Origin of the sequence: Hymenobacter nivis (assembly GCF_006439025.1) — a bacterium.
Lineage (GTDB): Bacteria > Bacteroidota > Bacteroidia > Cytophagales > Hymenobacteraceae > Hymenobacter > Hymenobacter nivis_A.
Window position 1 is genome coordinate 92,795 of record NZ_RCYZ01000005.1, and the last position, 17,720, is coordinate 110,514.

Genomic DNA, 17,720 nt, shown 5'->3' on the forward strand with positions numbered 1-17,720 from the left:
CGGTGGCGGGGGCCCCAACACCCGGCGGCGCTTACCTAAGGCGCGGGCAGCGCACAAAGTTCGCGGCTTAATTTGCCCCGGCGTTGCGGCCGGGTTTGGCCGCCGCCGTTTTGCCCATGCCCGCCTTCGACCTTCCCGCCCTCTACGCCCACTACCTGGCTGCCCACGGCCACGTCAGCACCGACTCGCGCCAGCCCCAGCCGGGCACCCTGTTCTTTGCCCTGAACGGCCCCAGCTTCCGCGGCGCCGACTTTGCGCCCCAGGCCGTGGCCAAGGGGGCCCAAATGGCCGTGGTGGACGACGCCGCGCTGGCCGCCCAGGATGCTTCCCACTACTTCTTCGCCCCCGACCCGCTGGGGGCCCTGCAAGCCCTGGCTGCGCACCACCGCCAGCAGTTCGGGGGCCCCGTGCTGGCCGTGTCGGGCTCGAACGGCAAAACCACCACCAAGGAGCTGCTCACCGCCGTGTTAGCCAAGCGGTTCCGGGTGCTGGCCACGCTCGGCAACTTCAACAACCACATCGGCGTGCCGCTCACGCTGCTGCGCCTGCGGCTCGACGAGCACGACTTTGCGGTGGTGGAAATGGGCGCCAACCACCGGGGCGAAATTGCGGCCTACTGCCAGTGGGCCCGCCCCACCCACGGCCTGCTCACCAACATCGGCAAGGCCCACCTCGAAGGCTTCGGCGGGGCCGAGGGCGTGGCCCTGGGCAAGGGCGAGCTATTTGATTTCCTGCGCGATAACGACGGACTAGCCTTCGTGAACACGCTCGACGCGCAGGTAGTGGCGCGCGCTGCGGCCGTGCCCCAGCGCCGCACTTACCCGGGGCCCACCGACGATTTCCCCGCCGCCCTGCTCGCCGCCGACCCCGCCCTGGCCCTGCGCCTAGGGCCCCAGGGCCCCGACGTGGCCGTGCAGCTCACCGGCGGCTACAACTTCCCCAACCTGGCCGCCGCCGCCGCCGTGGGCCAGTTTTTTGGCGTGCCGCCCGATGCCGTGGCCGCTGCCCTGGCCGCCTACAACCCCCAGAACAACCGCTCGCAGCTCGTGCGCACCGCCCGCGGCAACGAGCTGGTGCTCGACGCCTACAACGCCAACCCCAGCAGCATGGCTGCCGCGCTGCGCAGCTTCGCCGAGCGGCCCACCGCGGCCGGGCAGCGCAAGCTGGTCATCCTCGGCGACATGTTTGAACTGGGCCCCGAAGCCGAAGCCGAACACCGCGCTCTGGGCGAGCTACTAGCCGGCCTAGCCCTGTCCGAAGTGGTGCTGGTGGGGCCCCTGCTGGCCGCCGCCCGGCCCGCACTGGGGCCCCAGGCCCGGCACTTCGCCACTAAGGCCGAAGCCGCCGCCTGGCTGGCCGCCCAGCCCCTCAGCGGCCGGCAGGTGCTGGTGAAAGGCAGCCGCGGCATGGCTCTGGAAACGTTGGTGGAGCTGCTGTAGCGCGGGCGGCACGCCGTGCAGGAGGGGTACGGGCCAGCCAGTCGATGGCATTTTTTCGACTTTAATTGGCAATACTGCTGGCAATGGGCGGCTTCGGGCCCATATTGCCAGCCAACTTGCCGCGGCCATCCTCCCTTACTTTCTGCATGAAGCACATTTCTTTACTGCTAGTTACCTTGTTGGCCACCAGCGGCCTGGCCACGGCGCAACGCGCCAACAAGAACGCCCCCGCGGCCGCACCCACCACTCGCCCCGCCGGCCAGCCCGCCGCCACGCTCGACGCGGTGACGAAGGGCCTGAAAAAAACCGAGGGCTACTTTCCGTACTACTACGACGAGAAAACCGGCAAAGTGTACCTCGAGCTGGAGCAGTTCGACCAAGAGTTCCTGTACTTCAGCTCCCTCACCGACGGCGTGGGCCAGGGGGGCCCCGAGCGGGGCACGGCCGCCGCGGCGGTGGCCAAGTTCACCCGCGCCGGGGGCAAGGTGTTTTTGCTGGAGCCCAACCTCAACTTCCGGGCCTCGGCGCCGGGGCCCGACGAGCAGCGGGCAGTGGAAAGCGCTTTTGCCAAGTCCATCATCTGGGGCTTCGCGCCGGTGGCCGTGGAGGGCAACCGGGTGCTGGTGGACCTGACGCCCTTTCTGGTGCGCGACAGCCAGAAGCTGGCCGACCAGCTGGGCCGCCGCAACTTCGCCGGGCTGCGCGGGGGCGCGGCGGGCGGCGGCGGGGCCCCCACGCCCTACCGCTTCGACGAAACCCGCTCGGCGGTGTACCCTGACAACACCAAGAATTTCCCCCGCAACACCGAGTTTGAGGCCATCGTCACCTTCGTGGGGGGCCCCGGCGCGGCAGGCGGCTTCGGCGGGGGCCCCGGCCTGGCCCCCGACCCCAACGCCGTGACCGTGCGCATGCACCAGTCGTTCGTGGCCCTGCCCGAGGCCGGCTACCAGCCCCGCCTATTCGACCCGCGCTCGGGCTTCAACCAGTTCGCGTACCAGGATTTTTCGGCCCCCATGACCGAGCCGCTGGTGCGCCGCTACTCCCGGCGGCACCGCCTGGCCAAGCAAGACCCCACCGCCGCCCTCAGCGACCCGGTGAAGCCCATCACCTACTACATCGACCGCGGGGCCCCGCCCGACGTCAAGCGCGCCCTCATCGAGGGCGGCAGCTGGTGGAACCAGGCGTTTGAGGCCGCTGGCTACCGCAACGCCTTTGTGGTGAAGGAGCTGCCCGAGGGCGCCGACCCCATGGACATCCGCTACAACGTGGTGAACTGGGTGGACCGCGCCGGCAACCCGCGCGCGTTTTCCTACGGCTCGTCGTACATCGACCCGCGCACCGGCGAAATCATCAAGGGCGTCGTCACGCTCGGCTCCGACCGCCACCGCCAGGACTACCTGCTGGCCGAGGGCCTGCTCCAGCCCTACAAGCCCGGCCAGCCCGTGCCCACGGCCATGGCCGAAATGGCCCTGGCCCGCGTGCGCCAGCTCTCGGCCCACGAAATCGGCCACACCCTGGGCCTCTACCACAATTTCACCTCCAGCACCAAGGAGCGCGGCTCGGTGATGGACTACCCGTTTCCGCGTTTCACGCTGCGGGCCGACGGCACCGTGGACGTGTCGCAAGCCTACGCCACGGGCATCGGCAGTTGGGACAAGCGCGCCATCCTTTGGGGCTACCAGGACTTCCCGAAGGGCACCGACGAGGCGGCCGGGCTGGAAAAAATAATGCGGGAAACGCTGGCCCAGGGCCACATTTTCATCCCCGATATCGGCGGCTACGCGCACCCCCTCGCCAACCAGTGGGACGAGGGCACCAACGCCGTGACCCAGCTGAACACGTTGATGAACGTGCGCCGCCACGTGCTCGACGGCTTCTCGACCAACGCCATTCCGGCCGGGGCCCCGATGGCCACGCTGGAGGAAGTGCTGGTGCCCATGTACCTGCTGCACCGCTACCAAGTGGAGGCCGCGGCCAAGTCGCTGGGCGGCCTTTACTTCACCCCCGCCGTAAAGGGCGACGGCCAAGTGATTACGCGGATGGTGGCGCCGGCCGAGCAGTGGCGGGCCTTCGACGCGCTGATGGCCACCGTGACGCCCACCGCCCTGGCCCTGCCCGAGGCCCTCATCAAGCAGATTCCGCCGCGGCCCTCGGGCTACCCCAGCAGCCTCGAAACATTCAGCGGCCACACGGGCCCCACCTTCGACCCCATCGCCGCCGCCGAAACGGCCGCGGGCCTCACCATCGCCTCGGTGCTGAACCCCGAGCGGGCCGCCCGCCTCGTGGAGTACCACGCCCGCGACGCCCAGCAGCCCGGCTTCCTACCCGTGGTAGACAAGATGCTGGCCCAAACCTGGAAGGCGCCCCTGCCCGCCGGCTACAAGGGCGAGCTGCAAATCTTGGTCAACAACCTCACCCTGAAAGCCCTGCTGCAACTGGCCGCCACCCCCGACGCTGCCGAGAGCGTGCGCGGTGAAAGCCTGCTCGAAATTGCCGGCCTCAAGCAGTGGATGAGCGCCCACTTGGCCGCCGCCCCGCCCCGCCACAAAGCCAGCCTGCTCTTCGGCCTGGCTCAAATCCGCCAGTTCGAAGCCGAGCCCAACAAGTTCGTGCCCACCCCCGGCGTGGACACGCCCCCCGGGGCCCCCATCGGCATGCCCGGCCTGGACTTCCTGGGCGACGACGTAGTGTACTAAAAATTAGGGCCCCGGCTAATAACTAGCCGGGGCCCCTTAGTAGAACGTCGTGCAGAAAATCGTTTTAATGCCCTTAAACCAAAATTCCTGGGGCCCCTAAAACGGGCTATCCAAATTGGCCAGCGTAGGCAGGATAGCGTCTTTGGGCGAAATCGTGGGGTTTTCCACGTTCCAGTCGATGCCCAGCGCCGGGTCGTTCCAGAACAAGCCGCCTTCGGAGGGCGGCGCGTAGTAATTCGAGCATTTGTAGAGGAACAGCGTGTCTTCTTCCAGGGCCACGAAGCCGTGGGCGAAGCCGACGGGCACGTAGAAAATGTTGCCCAGCGCGGCGCTCAGCTCCACGGCCACGTGCTGGCCGTAGGTGGGCGAGCCGCGGCGGATGTCCACAATCACGTCCAGGGCCCGGCCCTGGGCCACGCGCACAATTTTGGCCTGCGCGTGCGGCGGCTTTTGGAAGTGCAGGCCGCGCAGCACCCCGGGCTGCGACTTGCTCTGGTTGTCCTGCACCCAGTCGAGGTCGGCGGGCAGGCCGGCCTCCTGCATCAGGCGGGCGCTGAAGGTTTCGTAAAACACCCCGCGCGGGTCACCAAATAAGCGGGGAACGAACTCGATGGGGCCGGCAATGGCGGTCTTTTTGACTTGCATAAGGGCAGCAAAATTATAGAATAGCGCGTAGGGAAATCAGTTATTTTTTGGGTCTTGGCACGGCGGCCACGGCCTGCAGGTACTGGTCCAGCACCAGCTTTTCGTCGAACCGGGTTTCGGCCAGCGTGCGGCTGGCTTGGCCCATTTGCTGCAACGCTGGGGGCCCCAGGCGGAGCACTTGCAGCATCTTCGCGGCCAGGTCGGGGCCCGAGCGCACCTGGCAGAGGTAGCCGTTCTGGCCGTCCTCCACGGTGTCGCGGCAACCGGGCACGTCGGTGGTTACCAAGGGCTTGCCGCAGGCGGCGGCTTCGAGCAGGGTTTTGGGCGTGCCCTCGCGGTAGCTGGGCAGTACCACGCAGTCGGCGCGGTGCAGGTGGCCGGCTACGTCGTCGGAACGGCCCAGGTACTCAATGTCGCCGGCTTCGAGCCAGCCCTCGAACACGGCGCGGGCCACGCCCACGCCGCCAGCCTCATCGAGGGCCCCCAGCAGCTGCACCCGCGTGCCGGGCGCGGCCTGGCGCACGATTTTGGCCGCCTCAAAGTACTCCTGGATGCCCTTCTCGTAGAGCACCCGCGCCACCATCAGGAACACGAACGGCTCGTTGCGCACGAATGCCGCGGCGGGCTGGAACCGGGCCGTGTCCACGCCCGAGCCGGGCAGCAGGCCGGCAATTTCGGCCCGCACCAGGCCGTGCTCGATGAAGAGCTGGCGGTCGTCGGCGTTCTGAAAAAACACCTTGCGCGGAAACCGGAACGCCACCCGGTACAGGCCCAGCGCCACCCGGCTCACCACGTTGCGGATGAGGAACACCGTGCCCAGCCCGCTCACGTTGTTGATGCACGGCACGCCCGCCAGCCGCGCCGCCAGCGTGCCGTAGATGTTGGGCTTGATGGTGTAGTGCAGCACCACATCGGGTTTTTCCCGCTTATAAATCTTGTAGAAGCGGCGCGTGAGCTGGGCATCCTTGGCGGGGTTGGTGCCCTTGTTCTCCATCAAAATCGGCACGAAGCGGCAGCCCAGCTCGGTTTCGAGGCGCGCGGAATAGTCGTCGGGCGGGGCGATGGCCAGCACCTCGTGGCCGGCGGCTTGCAGGGCCCTAACCAGGCCGGCGCGGAAATTCCAGATGTTCCAGCTGGTGTTGATGACGAGGGCGACGCGCATTCGGTATTCAGTGAGTGAATGAGCGAATGGGCGAATGAGTGAATGAACAGGCGTTTCCTGATTCACTCATTCGCTCGTTCACCCATTCACTCAGGGGCAAAGGTCGGCACAAGCGCGCCGCCGCGCCGACCTTTGTGGCCGTAATCTTTGTTGTTGCCGTATGATGTTTCGTTTCTTATTCCTTGCGTTGCTGGGGGCCCCGGCCGGGCTGCGGGCGGCCCCACCCGTGCCGCCGGGCAAAGCCTTGTTTCAGCAAAACTGCGCCCGCTGCCACGGGGCCAACGGCAAGCTGGGCCTGAACGGGGCCCACGACCTGACCAAGAGCAACCTCAACGCCTTCGGGCGCACCTACCTCGTCACCAACGGCATGGGCAAGATGCCGGCCTTCAAAACCAAGCTAACCCCGGCCCAAATCGAGCAACTGGTGGCGTATTCCCTTACCTTTAAGTAGTTACTTGCCGCCGGCGCGGCGGGCCCGGGCGTTGCCCCGCGCCGGCGGGCCGGGTGGGGCCCCGGCCCCGCGGCTCCATTTATTCCCACCCACATGGCCAAATCCAAATCCAACAGCTGGAACCCCAGCGGCAGCACCCGCCACTACTCCACCGACACCACCCAGGCCCACGCCTCGGCCGGCACCGGCAAAAGCCGCCTGCACGCCACGGCCGTGGAGCAGGAAACCGCCGTGCTCATCAGCGTGCCCCCGCGCCGCCAGAACGAGCACCAAACCACCGAGTACCTCGACGAGCTGGCCTTCCTGGTGGAAACCGCCGGCGCCACTGCCACCGAGCGCTTCGTGCAGCGCCTCGAAAAGCCCGACATCCGCACCTACGTGGGCGAGGGCAAGCTGGCCGAAATCAAGGCCTACGTGCACCACCACAACACGAGCATGGCCGTGTTCGACGACGATCTGACGCCCTCGCAGCTCCGCAACCTGGAGGCCGAGCTGAAGGTGAAAATCGTGGACCGGTCGCTGCTGATTTTGGACATTTTCGCCCTGCGCGCCAAGTCGGCCACGGCCCGCACGCAGGTCGAACTCGCTCAGTACCAATACCTATTACCTCGCCTCACCGGCCTGTGGACCCACTTGGACAAGCAGCGCGGCGGCGTGGGCATGAAGGGTCCCGGCGAGACGGAAATCGAGACCGACCGCCGCATTGTGCGCGACCGGATTGCCTTCCTCAAGGAGAAGCTGGAAACGCTCGACAAGCAGGCGCACACCCAGCGCAAGGCCCGCGGCGGCCTAATTCGGGTGGCGCTGGTGGGCTACACCAACGTGGGCAAGAGCACGCTGATGAACACGCTGGGCAAGGCCGAGGTGTTCGCCGAAAACAAGCTCTTTGCCACCGTGGACGCCACCACCCGCAAGGTGGTGCTGGAAAACACGCCGTTTTTGCTCTCCGACACCGTCGGGTTCATCCGCAAGCTGCCCACCAAGCTGATCGAGAGCTTTAAGAGCACGCTCGACGAGATTCGGGAGGCCGACTTGCTGCTGCACGTGGTGGACATTTCGCACCCCGGCTTCGAGGAGCAAATCCAGGTGGTGAACGACACGCTGGCCGAAATTGGGGCTGCTGAGAAGCCGCTGCTGCTCGTGTTCAACAAGATTGACCAGTACCGGCCCGACGAGATTCCGGCCGACCACTTCGCCGCCGAAGCCGCTGAGGAAGAGCGCGAAACCAACGCCCGCCCGCCGCTGGCCCAGCTCCAGGCCACATACATGGCCAAGCTGCACGACCCGGTGGTATTCGTCTCGGCCCAGTCGCGCGAGAACCTCGACGAGCTGCGCCAGTTGCTGGGGCAGCGCGTGGTGGCCCTGCACCAGCAGCGCTACCCCTACGAAACCGCGGGCACCAACGAGGCCGAATAGCCCGGGGCCCCACGCGGCTGGCGGCGTATAATTAATTCTGGAAAGCCCTGATGGCGTGCGTCATCGGGGCTTTTTGTTAGTAGTTTTGGCCGCGTGGGGCCCTGGCAACGGGTGCATTGGGCCCTTAATCCTTTCCCCTTTTTACATGATCTTTTTCTACGGAACCGGCAGCTCCTGCGTGGCCACCGAGCCGCTACCCGGCTTGGCCTGCGCGCACTGCGGCACGCCCGACGCACTGGTGTGCTCGGTCTATTCGCGCTACCTGAAACTCATGTTCCTGCCGGTGTTTCCCATCGGCAAGCGCAGCGTGACGGTGTGCGGGCACTGCAAGCAACAACTGACAGGCAGCGCCCTGCCCGCCGCCTACCGCGCGCCCGTGCAGGCCGTGCAAAGCCGGGCCCGCACGCCCATTTTCCACTTCGCGGGGCTGCTGCTGGTGGGTGCGCTGGTGGTGTTCATCTTCGCCGTGGGCTTGCTGGCCCCCGCACGCCACGCCCTGGCCACGCAGACGAAATACGCGGGCCCAACCGAAACCGTGGGGGCCCACTACCGCGTCGATGCCGCGCCCAGTGGCGTGCCCTACATCTTGGCCGGGGTCACGCGCGTCACCCCCGACAGCGTGTACTGCAACATGAGCAACCCGCTTCGGGGCACGCTGTCGGCGGCCAGCGCTGCCCAGGCCCTGCGCGATTCGGTGGCCTCGAACGGCGCCCGTGGCTTCACTGCCGCGGAGTGGCACGCCGCCACCACGGCCCCGGGCCCCTTTAAGCGCGTCGAATAACCCCCTGCCGGGTCCCCGGGGCCCCAACGGAGCATTGCGGCGGCTGGCAGGCTATTAAGCAACCAAAAGCCCTGGGCAGCGACCATTTGCGCGGTCGTAGCCCAGGGCTTTTGCGTTAACTTAACGACTTACTGCGGTCGGCTTTTCAGGCGGATGGCCCGGAACTCGGAGCTGGCTTTCCACTGCGGGAAGGTGGTTTCGGCGGCCAGCTTTTGGCCGATGCGGAACATGAGGCGGGCGTCTTGGGCGGCGCCGCGCAGGTCCCACTTGGGGTTGTACTGGTCGGAGGGCTGGTGGTAGTTGTTGGCCTCGAAGTCTTCGCGCTCCTTTTCGGCGAAGGCTTTGCCGTGCAGGCGGCTCTCGAACGAGCCGCTGGCGTAGAGCGCCGGGATGCCCACCTTGGCGAAGCTGAAGTGGTCGGAGCGGTAGAAGCTGCCGGTTTCGGGGTGCTGGTACGGGATGACGTAGCGGTTTTGCTCCTTGGCGGCGGCGCGGGCGTAGTCGTCCAGGTCCGACTGACCGTAGCCGGTCACGGTGAGGTCGCGCATGGGCCCGAAGGCCAGCAGCTCGTCCATGTTAATGTCGGCCACGGTATTAGCCACCGGAAACAGTGGGTGCTGGGCGTAGTAGTCCGAGCCCAGCAGGCCCTGCTCCTCCCCGGTCACGGCCAGGAACACGATGCTGCGCTGCGGCTTTTCCTTGGCTTGCTGGAAGGCGGTGGCAATGGCCAGCAGGCCCGCGCAGCCGCTGGCGTTGTCCAGGGCCCCGTTGTAAATCGAGTCGCCCTTCACGGCCGGGCCGATGCCCAAGTGGTCCCAGTGCGCCGAGTAAATGATGTACTCCTTGGGCCGGGCGGTGCCGGGCAGCACGGCCACCACGTTTTTCGAGGTTTTGTAGGTGATTTTGTTGTGCAGCGTGGTCGTCAGGTTCAGGCCCAGCGCCTGGCCTTTGAAGCCGCGCTTATTGGCAGCGGCGTACAGGGCGTCGTAGTTCTGGCCGGCGGCGGCGAAGATGCGCTTGGCGGCGTCGAGCGTCATCCAGCCTTCCAGGGCCACTTTGCTGGCGCCGTGGTCGGGCGTGGTGGGATGCAGCTTGGCGCCGCCGTTGCTACTCTGCACCACCGTCCAGGGGTACGAGGCGGGCTTCGTGTCGTGGATGATGAGCAGGCCGGCGGCGCCGTGGCGGGCGGCCTCCTCGTACTTGTAGCCCCAGCGGCCGTAGTAGGTCATGGCCTTGCCCTGGAACATGGTGGTGTCGTTGCCCGCGTTGCCGGGGTCGTTGATGAGCACCACCACGGTCTTGCCCTTCACGTCGAGGCCAGCATAGTCGTCCCACTTATATTCGGGGGCCGTCACGCCGTAGCCGGCGAACACCAGCGGCGAATCCTTAATCTCCACCGTGGGCTTTTCGCGCTCGGTGAGGAACATGAAATCGGTGCGGTACTTGAGCGCCAGGCTTTTGCCGTTGCCGGCCACGGTGGCCACCGAGTCGGGCCGGCCGGCAATTTCCACCAGCGGCACCGGCTGAAAGTAGCTGCCGCCGGGGCCCGGCTGCAGCCCCAGCTTCTTAAACTCATTGGCGAGGTAGGCCGTGGCCTTGTCCTCGCCCGCCGTGAACGGCCGCCGGCCCTGGTACGCGTCGGAGGCCAGCACCTGGATGTGCCGGGCCAGCAGCGCGGGCGTGATGCCATCGGCGGGCGTGGGCACGCTGGCCGTGTCGGTGGGCGCCGCTTCGGTGGCGGGGGCCCCGGCGGTGGCAGTTTCCGAGGTGGTGGTTTTGCCTTGGCAGCCGGCCAGCAGCAGGCCGGCCGCCACCGGCGCCAGCCAGCGGCGCGTCGTCAGTAAGTGCATCGTAGAAAAGAAAAAGTGATAATCGGCCCCCGCGGGGCCCCGCCGCGAATGTAGGAACCGAACCGCCCGGCGGCGGGCAACGCCAGCCGCGCCCCCCGCGTAAAACGTCCATATTCTCCTTTAAATCTCTTTCACTGATGAGCGACAACAACAACACGCCGAGCGGCACGCTGGGCGGCATCGTATCTTCCATTTTCGGCGGCAACAACAGCGCCAAGCCCGGCAGCACGCTCGGCGACATGGCCTCGGCCATCTTCGGCGGCGACAAAACCGGCGCCGACGTGGCCAAAGGCTTCACCGCCCGCCACCGGGTGCTGAGCGGCGTGCTGCTGGCCGCCGGCGTTTTCTACCTCTACAAGCGGATCAAAGACAAAGACACCGCGTTCTAAGCGCCATTGAACGGGCCTTTGCCCGGATTATTCGCCTGCCGCCCGTGGTTTCACACCCACGGGCGGCAGGCTTTTTTTATGGGGCCCCGGCGGAGGCTGTGGGTTGGGAACGCGGGATTTAGGGCCCCGGACGGCTCGGGCCGGCGGTGGACGGGCAGTGGCAAAGCAGGGGCCCCAACCCGAATAGTGAACGGACGAAATATTCCGATACCTTGGGCGTTCTGTTCTCCCCTAACCCCTCCTTCGCTATGGCGTTTTTTAAGAAGAAGCCCGCCGGGGCCCCCGCCCGGCCCAAAAGCACCGCCCGCGAGTGGGCCGATTCGCTGCTGTTTGCCGTGGTGGTGGCCAGCATTTTCCGCTGGTCGGCGGCCGAGGCCTACGTCATCCCCTCGCCCAGCATGGAGGGCACGTTGCTGGTAGGCGAATACTTGGTGGTAAGCAAGTTGCACTACGGCCCCATCACCCCGCAAACGCCGCTGCAAGTCCCGCTCACGCACCAAACGGACCCGCTGTTCCACCTCAAAAGCTACTCCGACCTGATTCAGCTGCCCACGTACCGCTTCCCGGGCTTCTCGGAAATCAAGCGCAACGACGTGGTGGTGTTCCACGTCCCGTTCGAGGCGCAATACCCGGCCGACCTGCGCGACAACTACATCAAGCGCTGCGTGGCCGTGGCCGGCGACCAGTTTGAGCTGCGCAACGGCCAGCTGTGGGTGAATGGCCAAGCGGCCCCCGAGCAGGGCACGCTGGAGCACAAGTACTTCATCCAGACCACCGAAAATAACGACGACGTGCAGCGCGACTTCCACGACCACGGCGTGGTGGACTACCACCTGACGGCCGACGACCAGCTGATTTTCGACAACGAGGGCAAACCGGCGCTGCAAAACGACGCCCGCTACGGCCCCGGCTACGAGGTGGATTGCACGCCCGCCACGGCGGCGTTTTTCAAGAACCAGCCCTACGTGCGCGGCGTGGTGGCCGTGGTGGAGCCCGCCGGCCAGCCCGCGCCCTGGGGCCCCGCGCTCTTCCCCGACAACCCCGACTACCCGGCCACCGAAGTAGCCCCCGCCACGCCCGGCCTGCGCCACTGGAACCAAGACAATTACGGCCCCCTGGCCGTGCCCCGCAAGGGCCAAACCGTGGCGCTCACGCCCCAAAACGCGGCTGCCTACTATAAGCTTATCCTGCGCTACGAGCACAACGAAGGCATCACGCTAAAAGCCGTCGGCAACGACCTCACCGTCCTGCAAAACGGCAAGCCGCTGACTAGCTACACGTTCCAGCAGAACTACTACTTCATGATGGGCGACAACCGCCACAACTCGCTCGACTCGCGCTTCTGGGGCTTCGTGCCCGAAGACCACGTGGTAGGCAAGGCCGTGCTCGTGTGGCTCTCCGTGGACCCCTACGCCGATTTCCTCCACAAAATCCGCTGGAGCCGGCTGTTCCACAGCATCAGCTAGGGCCCCCGGGGCTCGTTTTTTGGTGATGGTTTAAAACGGCGTGGCCCGGCGACGGAAAAAGTCGCCGGGCCACGCCGCCCTGCATAACTACCCAGGGCTACTGGGCTGGGGCCCCTGTTTTGGCGCGGCTGGCGGCGGCGGCGGGGGCCAGCACCGGCGTGCCGGGCTCGTAGAGGGCAATGAGTTCGGCGGCTATGGGAGCCAGGGTGACGGGGTGGTGGAAATCGCCGAGCAGCGTGCCGGTGCAGTGGCTGTCGAGGTTGGGGGCAGCGGTGCGGGCGGCCACATCGCCGAGGTGCACGGTGCGGAAATCGATGCTGAACCGGGTAGCGTTGGTGGTGTTGGGCACGGTGCCGTGCAGGTGGGCCCCCGAAAACAGGATGAGGCCCCCGACCTGGCCCACCAGCCGCAACTCGTGGGCGTGGTCCACGGCATCGAGCGGGCGCGGGCGCTTGCGCTCGTCTTTGAGGCCCCCGGCCTGAATGCGCCGGCTCTCGGCGTACCAGTCGCGGCAGTCGTAGCCGTCCGATTCGTTGCGCACCGGCCGGTCCCAGTAGCCGGGGAAAAACGTGAGGCAGTTGTCGGCCTCCAACTCGTACATCGGAATCCACCAGTTCAGCTGGTTCATTGGGGCCGAAAACCAGGTGTCGCGGTGCGGGTCGAAGGAGTAGGCGATGCCCGTGGTGAGGTAGCCGTGGCTGGTGGCGGTGCGCATCCGGGGCACGTCGAAGTACGTCTGGTCCAAGTCGAAGCCCATCTCGCGCAAGATGTTCTGGATGAGTCGCTTCGCATGCGGGTGATTGATAAACCTGGGCTTCAGCTGGTTCAGGATTCGGGTGTATTCGTCGGGGCCCAGGTGGTGCTGGGCCAGCGTGGGGTGCACGTTGCCAAATGCCTCCTCGGTGAGGGCGCGGGCAAAATCGCACAGGGCCAGCACGCTCGGGCGGGGCGAGTACACAAACAAGTCACCCTCGTACAATTTCTGGCGCACCTGCGGCTCGGGCAGGGCCGAATCAAAATAGACAATACTCATAGCGCAGTGTTGAAGCTGACCCGCTTTACCTCCTGGGGCAAACCACCGGCCACGTGAAAAAATAGACAAACAACTATTGTTGGGGCCTGCGGGGCAGCGGCTGGGCGCCGTCCGCACGCCTTGCACAAAATATTGCGCGGTTGAAAAGCTTAGAATTTTTTAAGAAAACCACATTAAAGTGCTGTTCGGTGTATTTTAAAAATAGGTCCAGATTTCCTAAATACCTATTCGTCAAATCATTTTATGCTGCAATTGTCCACATTGGCTCGGGTGCGCGCCCACACCAATTGCGCCCGACCTTTGCGCCATGCACACCCTCGCCCAACTCCGCGCCGGGCAGCTGGCCGGCGCTACCCGCCTCGACCTGGCGGCGGACCTGACGGAATTTCCAGCCGAGATTTTCGACCTGGCCGACACGCTTGAAATCCTCAACCTGTCGGGCAACCGCCTTGCTTCCCTACCCGCCGATTTTGGGCGGCTGCACCGGCTGCGCGTGCTGTTTTGCTCCGACAACTTATTTACCGAAGTGCCAGCCGTCATCGGGCAGTGCCCGCAGCTGAGCATGGTGGGCTTCAAGGCCAACCAGATTCGGACGCTGCCCGCGGGGGCCCTCACGCCGGCCCTGCGCTGGCTCATTCTCACCGATAACCAGCTCGAAAGCCTGCCGCCCGAGCTGGGCCAGTGCCAGCAGCTGCAAAAGCTGATGCTGGCCGGCAACCGCCTCACGCACCTGCCCGAAGCGCTGGCCACCTGCACCCGCCTCGAGCTGCTGCGCATCGCCGCCAACCGCTTTGAGGCCCTGCCCGAGTGGCTGCTGGCCCTGCCGCGGCTGGCGTGGCTGGCCTACGCCGGCAACCCGTTTTGCGCCGAGGCCGAGGCCGCCGCACTGGCCCGCCACCCCATTGCGGCCATCGAGTGGCACAGCCTGGCGTTGGAAGAGCAATTGGGCGAAGGCGCGTCGGGCGTTATTTACCGGGCCCGCTGGCACCCGCTGGGGGCCCCGGCGGCCGACGTGGCGGTAAAACTATTTAAGGGTGCCGTGACCAGCGACGGCCTGCCGCACAGCGAAATGGCCGCCTGCATCAGCGCCGGGGCCCACCCCCACCTCATTGCCGTGCGCGGCCAAGTGGCCGACCACCCGGCCGGGGCCGAGGGCCTGGTGCTGGAGCTGATTGACCCCGCCTTCGGCAACCTGGCCGGGCCGCCCAGCCTGGCCACCTGCACCCGCGACGTGTACGCGCCCGGCACCGCCTTCGAGCTGGGGGCCCTGCGGCGGCTGGCCCACGGCGTAGCGGCGGCGGCGGCACACTTGCACACCCAAGGCGTGCTGCACGGCGACTTGTATGCCCACAACATTTTGAACACCAGCGACGGCAACTGCTTGCTAGGCGACTTTGGGGCGGCCTGCTTCTTCGCCCCCGACAGCCCCACGGCCCTGGTCCTGCAGCGGCTGGAGGTGCGCGCCTTTGCCTGCCTGCTCGAGGAGCTGCTGGACCGCTGCGGGGCCCCCGCCGCTGCCCGGCAGCCGCTGCGCAACTTGCAGGCCCGCTGCGCCCAGCCGGCCGTAGGGGCCCGGCCGCTGTTTGCCGAAATCCGGGAGGCGCTGGCCGGGGAAACCTGGGATTAATGCGCCCGGCCTAGCTTCGCACCATGAAAACGCTGTACCTCCTCCGCCACGCCAAATCGAGCTGGAGCTTCGACGACCTCACCGACCAGGAGCGCCCGCTCAACGACCGGGGCCGCGAGGACGCCCCGCGCATGGGCCAGGCCCTGGCCAAGCGCGGCATTGTGCCCGATGTGCTGGTGAGCTCCTCGGCGGTGCGCGCCCTGAGCACGGCCGTGCTGGTGGCCCGCGAGCTGGGCTTCGCGCACGAGAAAATCGTCGTCGACCCCGCCATTTACCGGGCCGATGCCGACGCGCTGCTCGCCATCATCCGGGCCCTGCCCGAAGCGGCCGAATCGGCGCTGCTGGTGGGCCACAACCCCACCATCACCGACGCGGCCAACGCCCTATCGACCAGCTCGTTCAACGAGTTTCCTACGGCGGCCGTGGTCTGCCTGCGCTTCAGCACCGATAGCTGGGAGGAGGTGGCCCGCGCCAACGCCGAGTTCTATTTCTACGACTACCCGAAGAACGCCAGCTAGGGCCCCGGCTCCTTTTATCGCGCCAGCCAGGGCCCCAGCGGGCCAGTTTGGCAACATTATGGTAACCAACCGCCCGGCGCGTGCGGCGTATTGCTGCGCACGCCGGGCGGCGCATTTTATTCATTAACCCGTTCCGTTATTCTGTTATCCATTATGAAAACCCTTCCCCGCGACCTGAGCTGGCTGCGCTTCAACGCCCGCGTGCTGCAAGAGGCCCAGTCGGACACGGTGCCGCTGCTCGAGCGCCTCAAGTTCCTGGCCATTTTCAGCGCCAACCTCGACGAGTTTTTTAAGGTGCGCGTGGCCACGCTGCGGCGGCTGGTCAAGCTCAAGAAGAAGACCCGCGCCCAGCTCGAAGAGAGCCCCAAGCGCCAGCTGAAGGCCGTGCTGGCCGAGGTGCAGCGCCAGCAGGAAGAATTTGGCACCACCTACCGCGAGCAGCTGCTGCCGGCCCTCACGGGGGCCCACATCCACTTGGTGGGCGAGGCCGAGCTGAGCGACGCGCAGCGGGCCTGGGTGCTCGACTACTTCAACGCCTCGGTGCGCGACCTGCTCTCGCCGGTGGTGCTCGACGACACGCTGCACCACTTGTTTTTGAAGGACCAGGCGGTGTACCTCACCTTCTTCCTGGCGGGGCCCCGCGCCGCGGCGGGCAAGGGCAAAGGCAAGGCCAAGGGCCCCGAGGCCGAGCGCGTGCTGGCCATGGAGCTGCCCACCAAGCGCCACGGCGGCCGCTTCGTGCAGCTGCCCGCCGAGGGCGACGAGCGCTACGTGATGTTCCTCGACGACGTGGTGCGCGTGGGGGCCCCCAGCCTGTTTCCGGCCTACGAGCAGGTGGCCGTGCACGCCGTGAAGCTGAGCCGCGACGCCGAGCTGGACATCGAGGAAGAGGTATCGGACGACTTGCTGGCCAAAATCCGCAGCAGCCTGGCCAAGCGCGCCACCGGCTACCCCGCCCGGATGCTCTACGACCCCGAGATGCCGCGCGAGGCGCTGCGGGCCCTCAAGCAGAAAACCGGCATCACCGACGAGGAGCTGGTGGCCGGCAGCCGCTACCACAACTTCCGCGACTTTTTTGGCTTCCCCAGCTTCGGGCAGGGCAAGCTGCTCAACCCCGCCTGGCCGCCCCTGCCCCACCCCACGCTGCCGCGCACGGGCAGCCTGCTGGCCGCCATCGGCCAGCGCGACCACCTGCTGCACCCGCCCTACCAGAGCTTCGACCACGTGACGCGCCTGCTGCGCGAAGCCGCCGCCGACCCGCAAGTGTCGGCCGTGTCCATCACGCTCTACCGCGTGGCCGCCAAAAGCGCCGTGGCCAAGGCCCTGCTGAAGGCCGTGAAAAATGGCAAACAGGTGACGGTGGTGGTGGAGCTGAAAGCGCGCTTCGACGAGGAATCGAACATTTACTGGGCCGAGAAGCTGCAAAAGGCGGGGGCCCACGTCATCTTCACGCCCCCCGAGCAGAAGGTGCACGCCAAGCTGCTGCTCATCACGCGGCGCGAGGCGGCCGAAACCACCCGCCAGTACGCCTACCTCAGCACGGGCAATTTCAACGAGGACACGGCCGAGATTTACACCGACCACGGCCTGTTCACGGCCGACGAGCGCCTGACCAAGGAAGTGGCCGCCGTGTTCAACTACTGCCACGACCGGACGGCCCCCGCCGCGCCGCTTGAGCACCTGCTGATGGCGCCCTTCGCGCTGCGCCCCCGCCTGAACGAGCTGATTGACCACGAAATCAAGCTGGCCCACAAGGGGGCCCCGGCGTACATCATTCTTAAAATCAACGCCCTGCAAGACCCGGGCATGATTGCCAAGCTCTACGCCGCCAGCAAGGCCGGCGTGCGCGTCGAGCTCATCATCCGCGGCATCGGCTGCCTGGTGCCGGGCGAGCCGGGCCTGAGCGAGCACATCAGCCAGCGCGGCCTCGTGGACCGCAACCTGGAACACAGCCGGGTGTACGTGTTCGGCAACGGCGGCGAGGAAAAGGTGTTCGTGTCGTCGGCCGACTGGATGACCCGCAACCTCGACCGCCGGGTGGAGGTGGCCTTCCCGATCTTCGACGAAACCCTGCGCGCCGAGGTGCGCCAGCTGCTGGATTTCCAGCGCACCGACAACGTGAAAGCTCGCGACTTCGACAACCACTTCATCCTGCCCGAGCCCGCCAATGCCCCCCGCGTGCGCGCCCAGGAGGCCACCTACCAGTGGCTGAAAAAGCTGAAGCGGCGGAAGTAGCCGGGGGCCCCC

Annotated in this window: 14 protein-coding genes; 10 read left to right on the forward strand and 4 right to left on the reverse strand. The window is 66.6% G+C overall.

What is annotated here, in order from left to right; genetic code table 11:
* Positions 1-116 precede the first annotated feature (116 nt).
* Both EAH73_RS12915 and EAH73_RS12920 read left to right on the forward strand, forming a co-directional pair.
* Entirely contained in the window at positions 117-1,439 is a 1,323-nt protein-coding gene (locus tag EAH73_RS12915) for a UDP-N-acetylmuramoyl-tripeptide--D-alanyl-D-alanine ligase (protein ID WP_140467169.1), read from the forward strand.
* Positions 1,440-1,585: 146 nt separating this feature from the next.
* A complete protein-coding gene (locus EAH73_RS12920; RefSeq protein ID WP_140467171.1) occupies positions 1,586-4,135 on the forward strand; it encodes a zinc-dependent metalloprotease in 2,550 nt (849 codons plus the stop codon).
* Between the two features lie 96 nt (positions 4,136-4,231).
* Here the strand turns inward: EAH73_RS12920 and rfbC are convergent, their stop codons facing one another.
* Together rfbC and EAH73_RS12930 are read right to left on the reverse strand one after the other, a co-directional pair.
* Complete coding sequence (rfbC, locus tag EAH73_RS12925; protein ID WP_140467173.1) at positions 4,232-4,780, reverse strand: dTDP-4-dehydrorhamnose 3,5-epimerase; 549 nt, start codon at positions 4,778-4,780, stop codon at positions 4,232-4,234.
* A gap of 40 nt (positions 4,781-4,820) precedes the next feature.
* Entirely contained in the window at positions 4,821-5,942 is a 1,122-nt protein-coding gene (locus EAH73_RS12930) for a glycosyltransferase family 4 protein (RefSeq protein ID WP_140467175.1), read from the reverse strand.
* Positions 5,943-6,102: 160 nt separating this feature from the next.
* Here EAH73_RS12930 and EAH73_RS12935 point away from each other — a divergent pair, with 160 nt between their 5' ends.
* The 3 genes from EAH73_RS12935 (at position 6,103) to EAH73_RS12945 (ending at position 8,590) form a co-directional block, all read left to right on the forward strand.
* The gene (locus tag EAH73_RS12935; protein WP_140467177.1) at positions 6,103-6,393 is read left to right on the forward strand and encodes a c-type cytochrome; all 291 of its coding nucleotides are present in this window, start codon (positions 6,103-6,105) and stop codon (positions 6,391-6,393) included.
* Positions 6,394-6,486: 93 nt separating this feature from the next.
* Entirely contained in the window at positions 6,487-7,809 is a 1,323-nt protein-coding gene (hflX, locus tag EAH73_RS12940; protein ID WP_140467179.1) for a GTPase HflX, read from the forward strand.
* A gap of 145 nt (positions 7,810-7,954) precedes the next feature.
* A complete protein-coding gene (locus tag EAH73_RS12945; protein ID WP_140467181.1) occupies positions 7,955-8,590 on the forward strand; it encodes a hypothetical protein in 636 nt (211 codons plus the stop codon).
* Between the two features lie 128 nt (positions 8,591-8,718).
* Here EAH73_RS12945 and EAH73_RS12950 read toward each other — a convergent pair whose 3' ends face one another.
* Positions 8,719-10,440 carry a M28 family metallopeptidase gene (locus EAH73_RS12950; protein WP_161599540.1) on the reverse strand — a complete coding sequence of 574 codons (1,722 nt, stop codon included), beginning with the start codon at positions 10,438-10,440 and terminating at the stop codon, positions 8,719-8,721.
* Positions 10,441-10,577: 137 nt separating this feature from the next.
* On the opposite strand from EAH73_RS12950, the gene EAH73_RS12960 reads away from it, so the two are divergent.
* Both EAH73_RS12960 and lepB read left to right on the forward strand, forming a co-directional pair.
* Positions 10,578-10,829, forward strand: a complete 252-nt coding sequence (locus EAH73_RS12960) for a hypothetical protein (RefSeq protein ID WP_140467187.1) — start codon at positions 10,578-10,580, stop codon at positions 10,827-10,829.
* A gap of 248 nt (positions 10,830-11,077) precedes the next feature.
* Positions 11,078-12,295, forward strand: coding sequence for a signal peptidase I (lepB, locus tag EAH73_RS12965; RefSeq protein WP_140467188.1), 1,218 nt, complete (start codon positions 11,078-11,080; stop codon positions 12,293-12,295).
* Between the two features lie 97 nt (positions 12,296-12,392).
* Here the strand turns inward: lepB and EAH73_RS12970 are convergent, their stop codons facing one another.
* Positions 12,393-13,328: a phytanoyl-CoA dioxygenase family protein gene (locus EAH73_RS12970; RefSeq protein WP_140467190.1), complete on the reverse strand. Its 936-nt coding sequence runs from the start codon at positions 13,326-13,328 to the stop codon at positions 12,393-12,395.
* 307 nt (positions 13,329-13,635) lie between these two features.
* Between EAH73_RS12970 and EAH73_RS12975 the strand changes: the two genes are divergently transcribed.
* The 3 genes from EAH73_RS12975 to ppk1 all read left to right on the forward strand — a co-directional run bounded on the left by EAH73_RS12975 (position 13,636) and on the right by ppk1 (position 17,708).
* Positions 13,636-14,955, forward strand: a complete 1,320-nt coding sequence (locus tag EAH73_RS12975; RefSeq protein WP_140467192.1) for a leucine-rich repeat-containing protein kinase family protein — start codon at positions 13,636-13,638, stop codon at positions 14,953-14,955.
* Positions 14,956-14,978: 23 nt separating this feature from the next.
* Positions 14,979-15,473, forward strand: coding sequence for a SixA phosphatase family protein (locus tag EAH73_RS12980; RefSeq protein ID WP_140467194.1), 495 nt, complete (start codon positions 14,979-14,981; stop codon positions 15,471-15,473).
* Positions 15,474-15,626: 153 nt separating this feature from the next.
* Positions 15,627-17,708 carry a polyphosphate kinase 1 gene (ppk1, locus tag EAH73_RS12985; RefSeq protein WP_140467195.1) on the forward strand — a complete coding sequence of 694 codons (2,082 nt, stop codon included), beginning with the start codon at positions 15,627-15,629 and terminating at the stop codon, positions 17,706-17,708.
* Positions 17,709-17,720 lie beyond the last annotated feature (12 nt).

Bases quoted from the DNA above. Each gene is read 5' to 3' on its own strand.
- EAH73_RS12915 (WP_140467169.1), top strand. From the start codon at position 117: ATGCCCGCCTTCGACCTTCCCGCCCTCTACGCCCACTACCTGGCTGCC.
- EAH73_RS12920 (WP_140467171.1), top strand. From the start codon at position 1,586: ATGAAGCACATTTCTTTACTGCTAGTTACCTTGTTGGCCACCAGCGGC.
- rfbC (WP_140467173.1), bottom strand. From the start codon at position 4,780: ATGCAAGTCAAAAAGACCGCCATTGCCGGCCCCATCGAGTTCGTTCCC.
- EAH73_RS12930 (WP_140467175.1), bottom strand. From the start codon at position 5,942: ATGCGCGTCGCCCTCGTCATCAACACCAGCTGGAACATCTGGAATTTC.
- EAH73_RS12935 (WP_140467177.1), top strand. From the start codon at position 6,103: ATGATGTTTCGTTTCTTATTCCTTGCGTTGCTGGGGGCCCCGGCCGGG.
- hflX (WP_140467179.1), top strand. From the start codon at position 6,487: ATGGCCAAATCCAAATCCAACAGCTGGAACCCCAGCGGCAGCACCCGC.
- EAH73_RS12945 (WP_140467181.1), top strand. From the start codon at position 7,955: ATGATCTTTTTCTACGGAACCGGCAGCTCCTGCGTGGCCACCGAGCCG.
- EAH73_RS12950 (WP_161599540.1), bottom strand. From the start codon at position 10,440: ATGCACTTACTGACGACGCGCCGCTGGCTGGCGCCGGTGGCGGCCGGC.
- EAH73_RS12960 (WP_140467187.1), top strand. From the start codon at position 10,578: ATGAGCGACAACAACAACACGCCGAGCGGCACGCTGGGCGGCATCGTA.
- lepB (WP_140467188.1), top strand. From the start codon at position 11,078: ATGGCGTTTTTTAAGAAGAAGCCCGCCGGGGCCCCCGCCCGGCCCAAA.
- EAH73_RS12970 (WP_140467190.1), bottom strand. From the start codon at position 13,328: ATGAGTATTGTCTATTTTGATTCGGCCCTGCCCGAGCCGCAGGTGCGC.
- EAH73_RS12975 (WP_140467192.1), top strand. From the start codon at position 13,636: ATGCACACCCTCGCCCAACTCCGCGCCGGGCAGCTGGCCGGCGCTACC.
- EAH73_RS12980 (WP_140467194.1), top strand. From the start codon at position 14,979: ATGAAAACGCTGTACCTCCTCCGCCACGCCAAATCGAGCTGGAGCTTC.
- ppk1 (WP_140467195.1), top strand. From the start codon at position 15,627: ATGAAAACCCTTCCCCGCGACCTGAGCTGGCTGCGCTTCAACGCCCGC.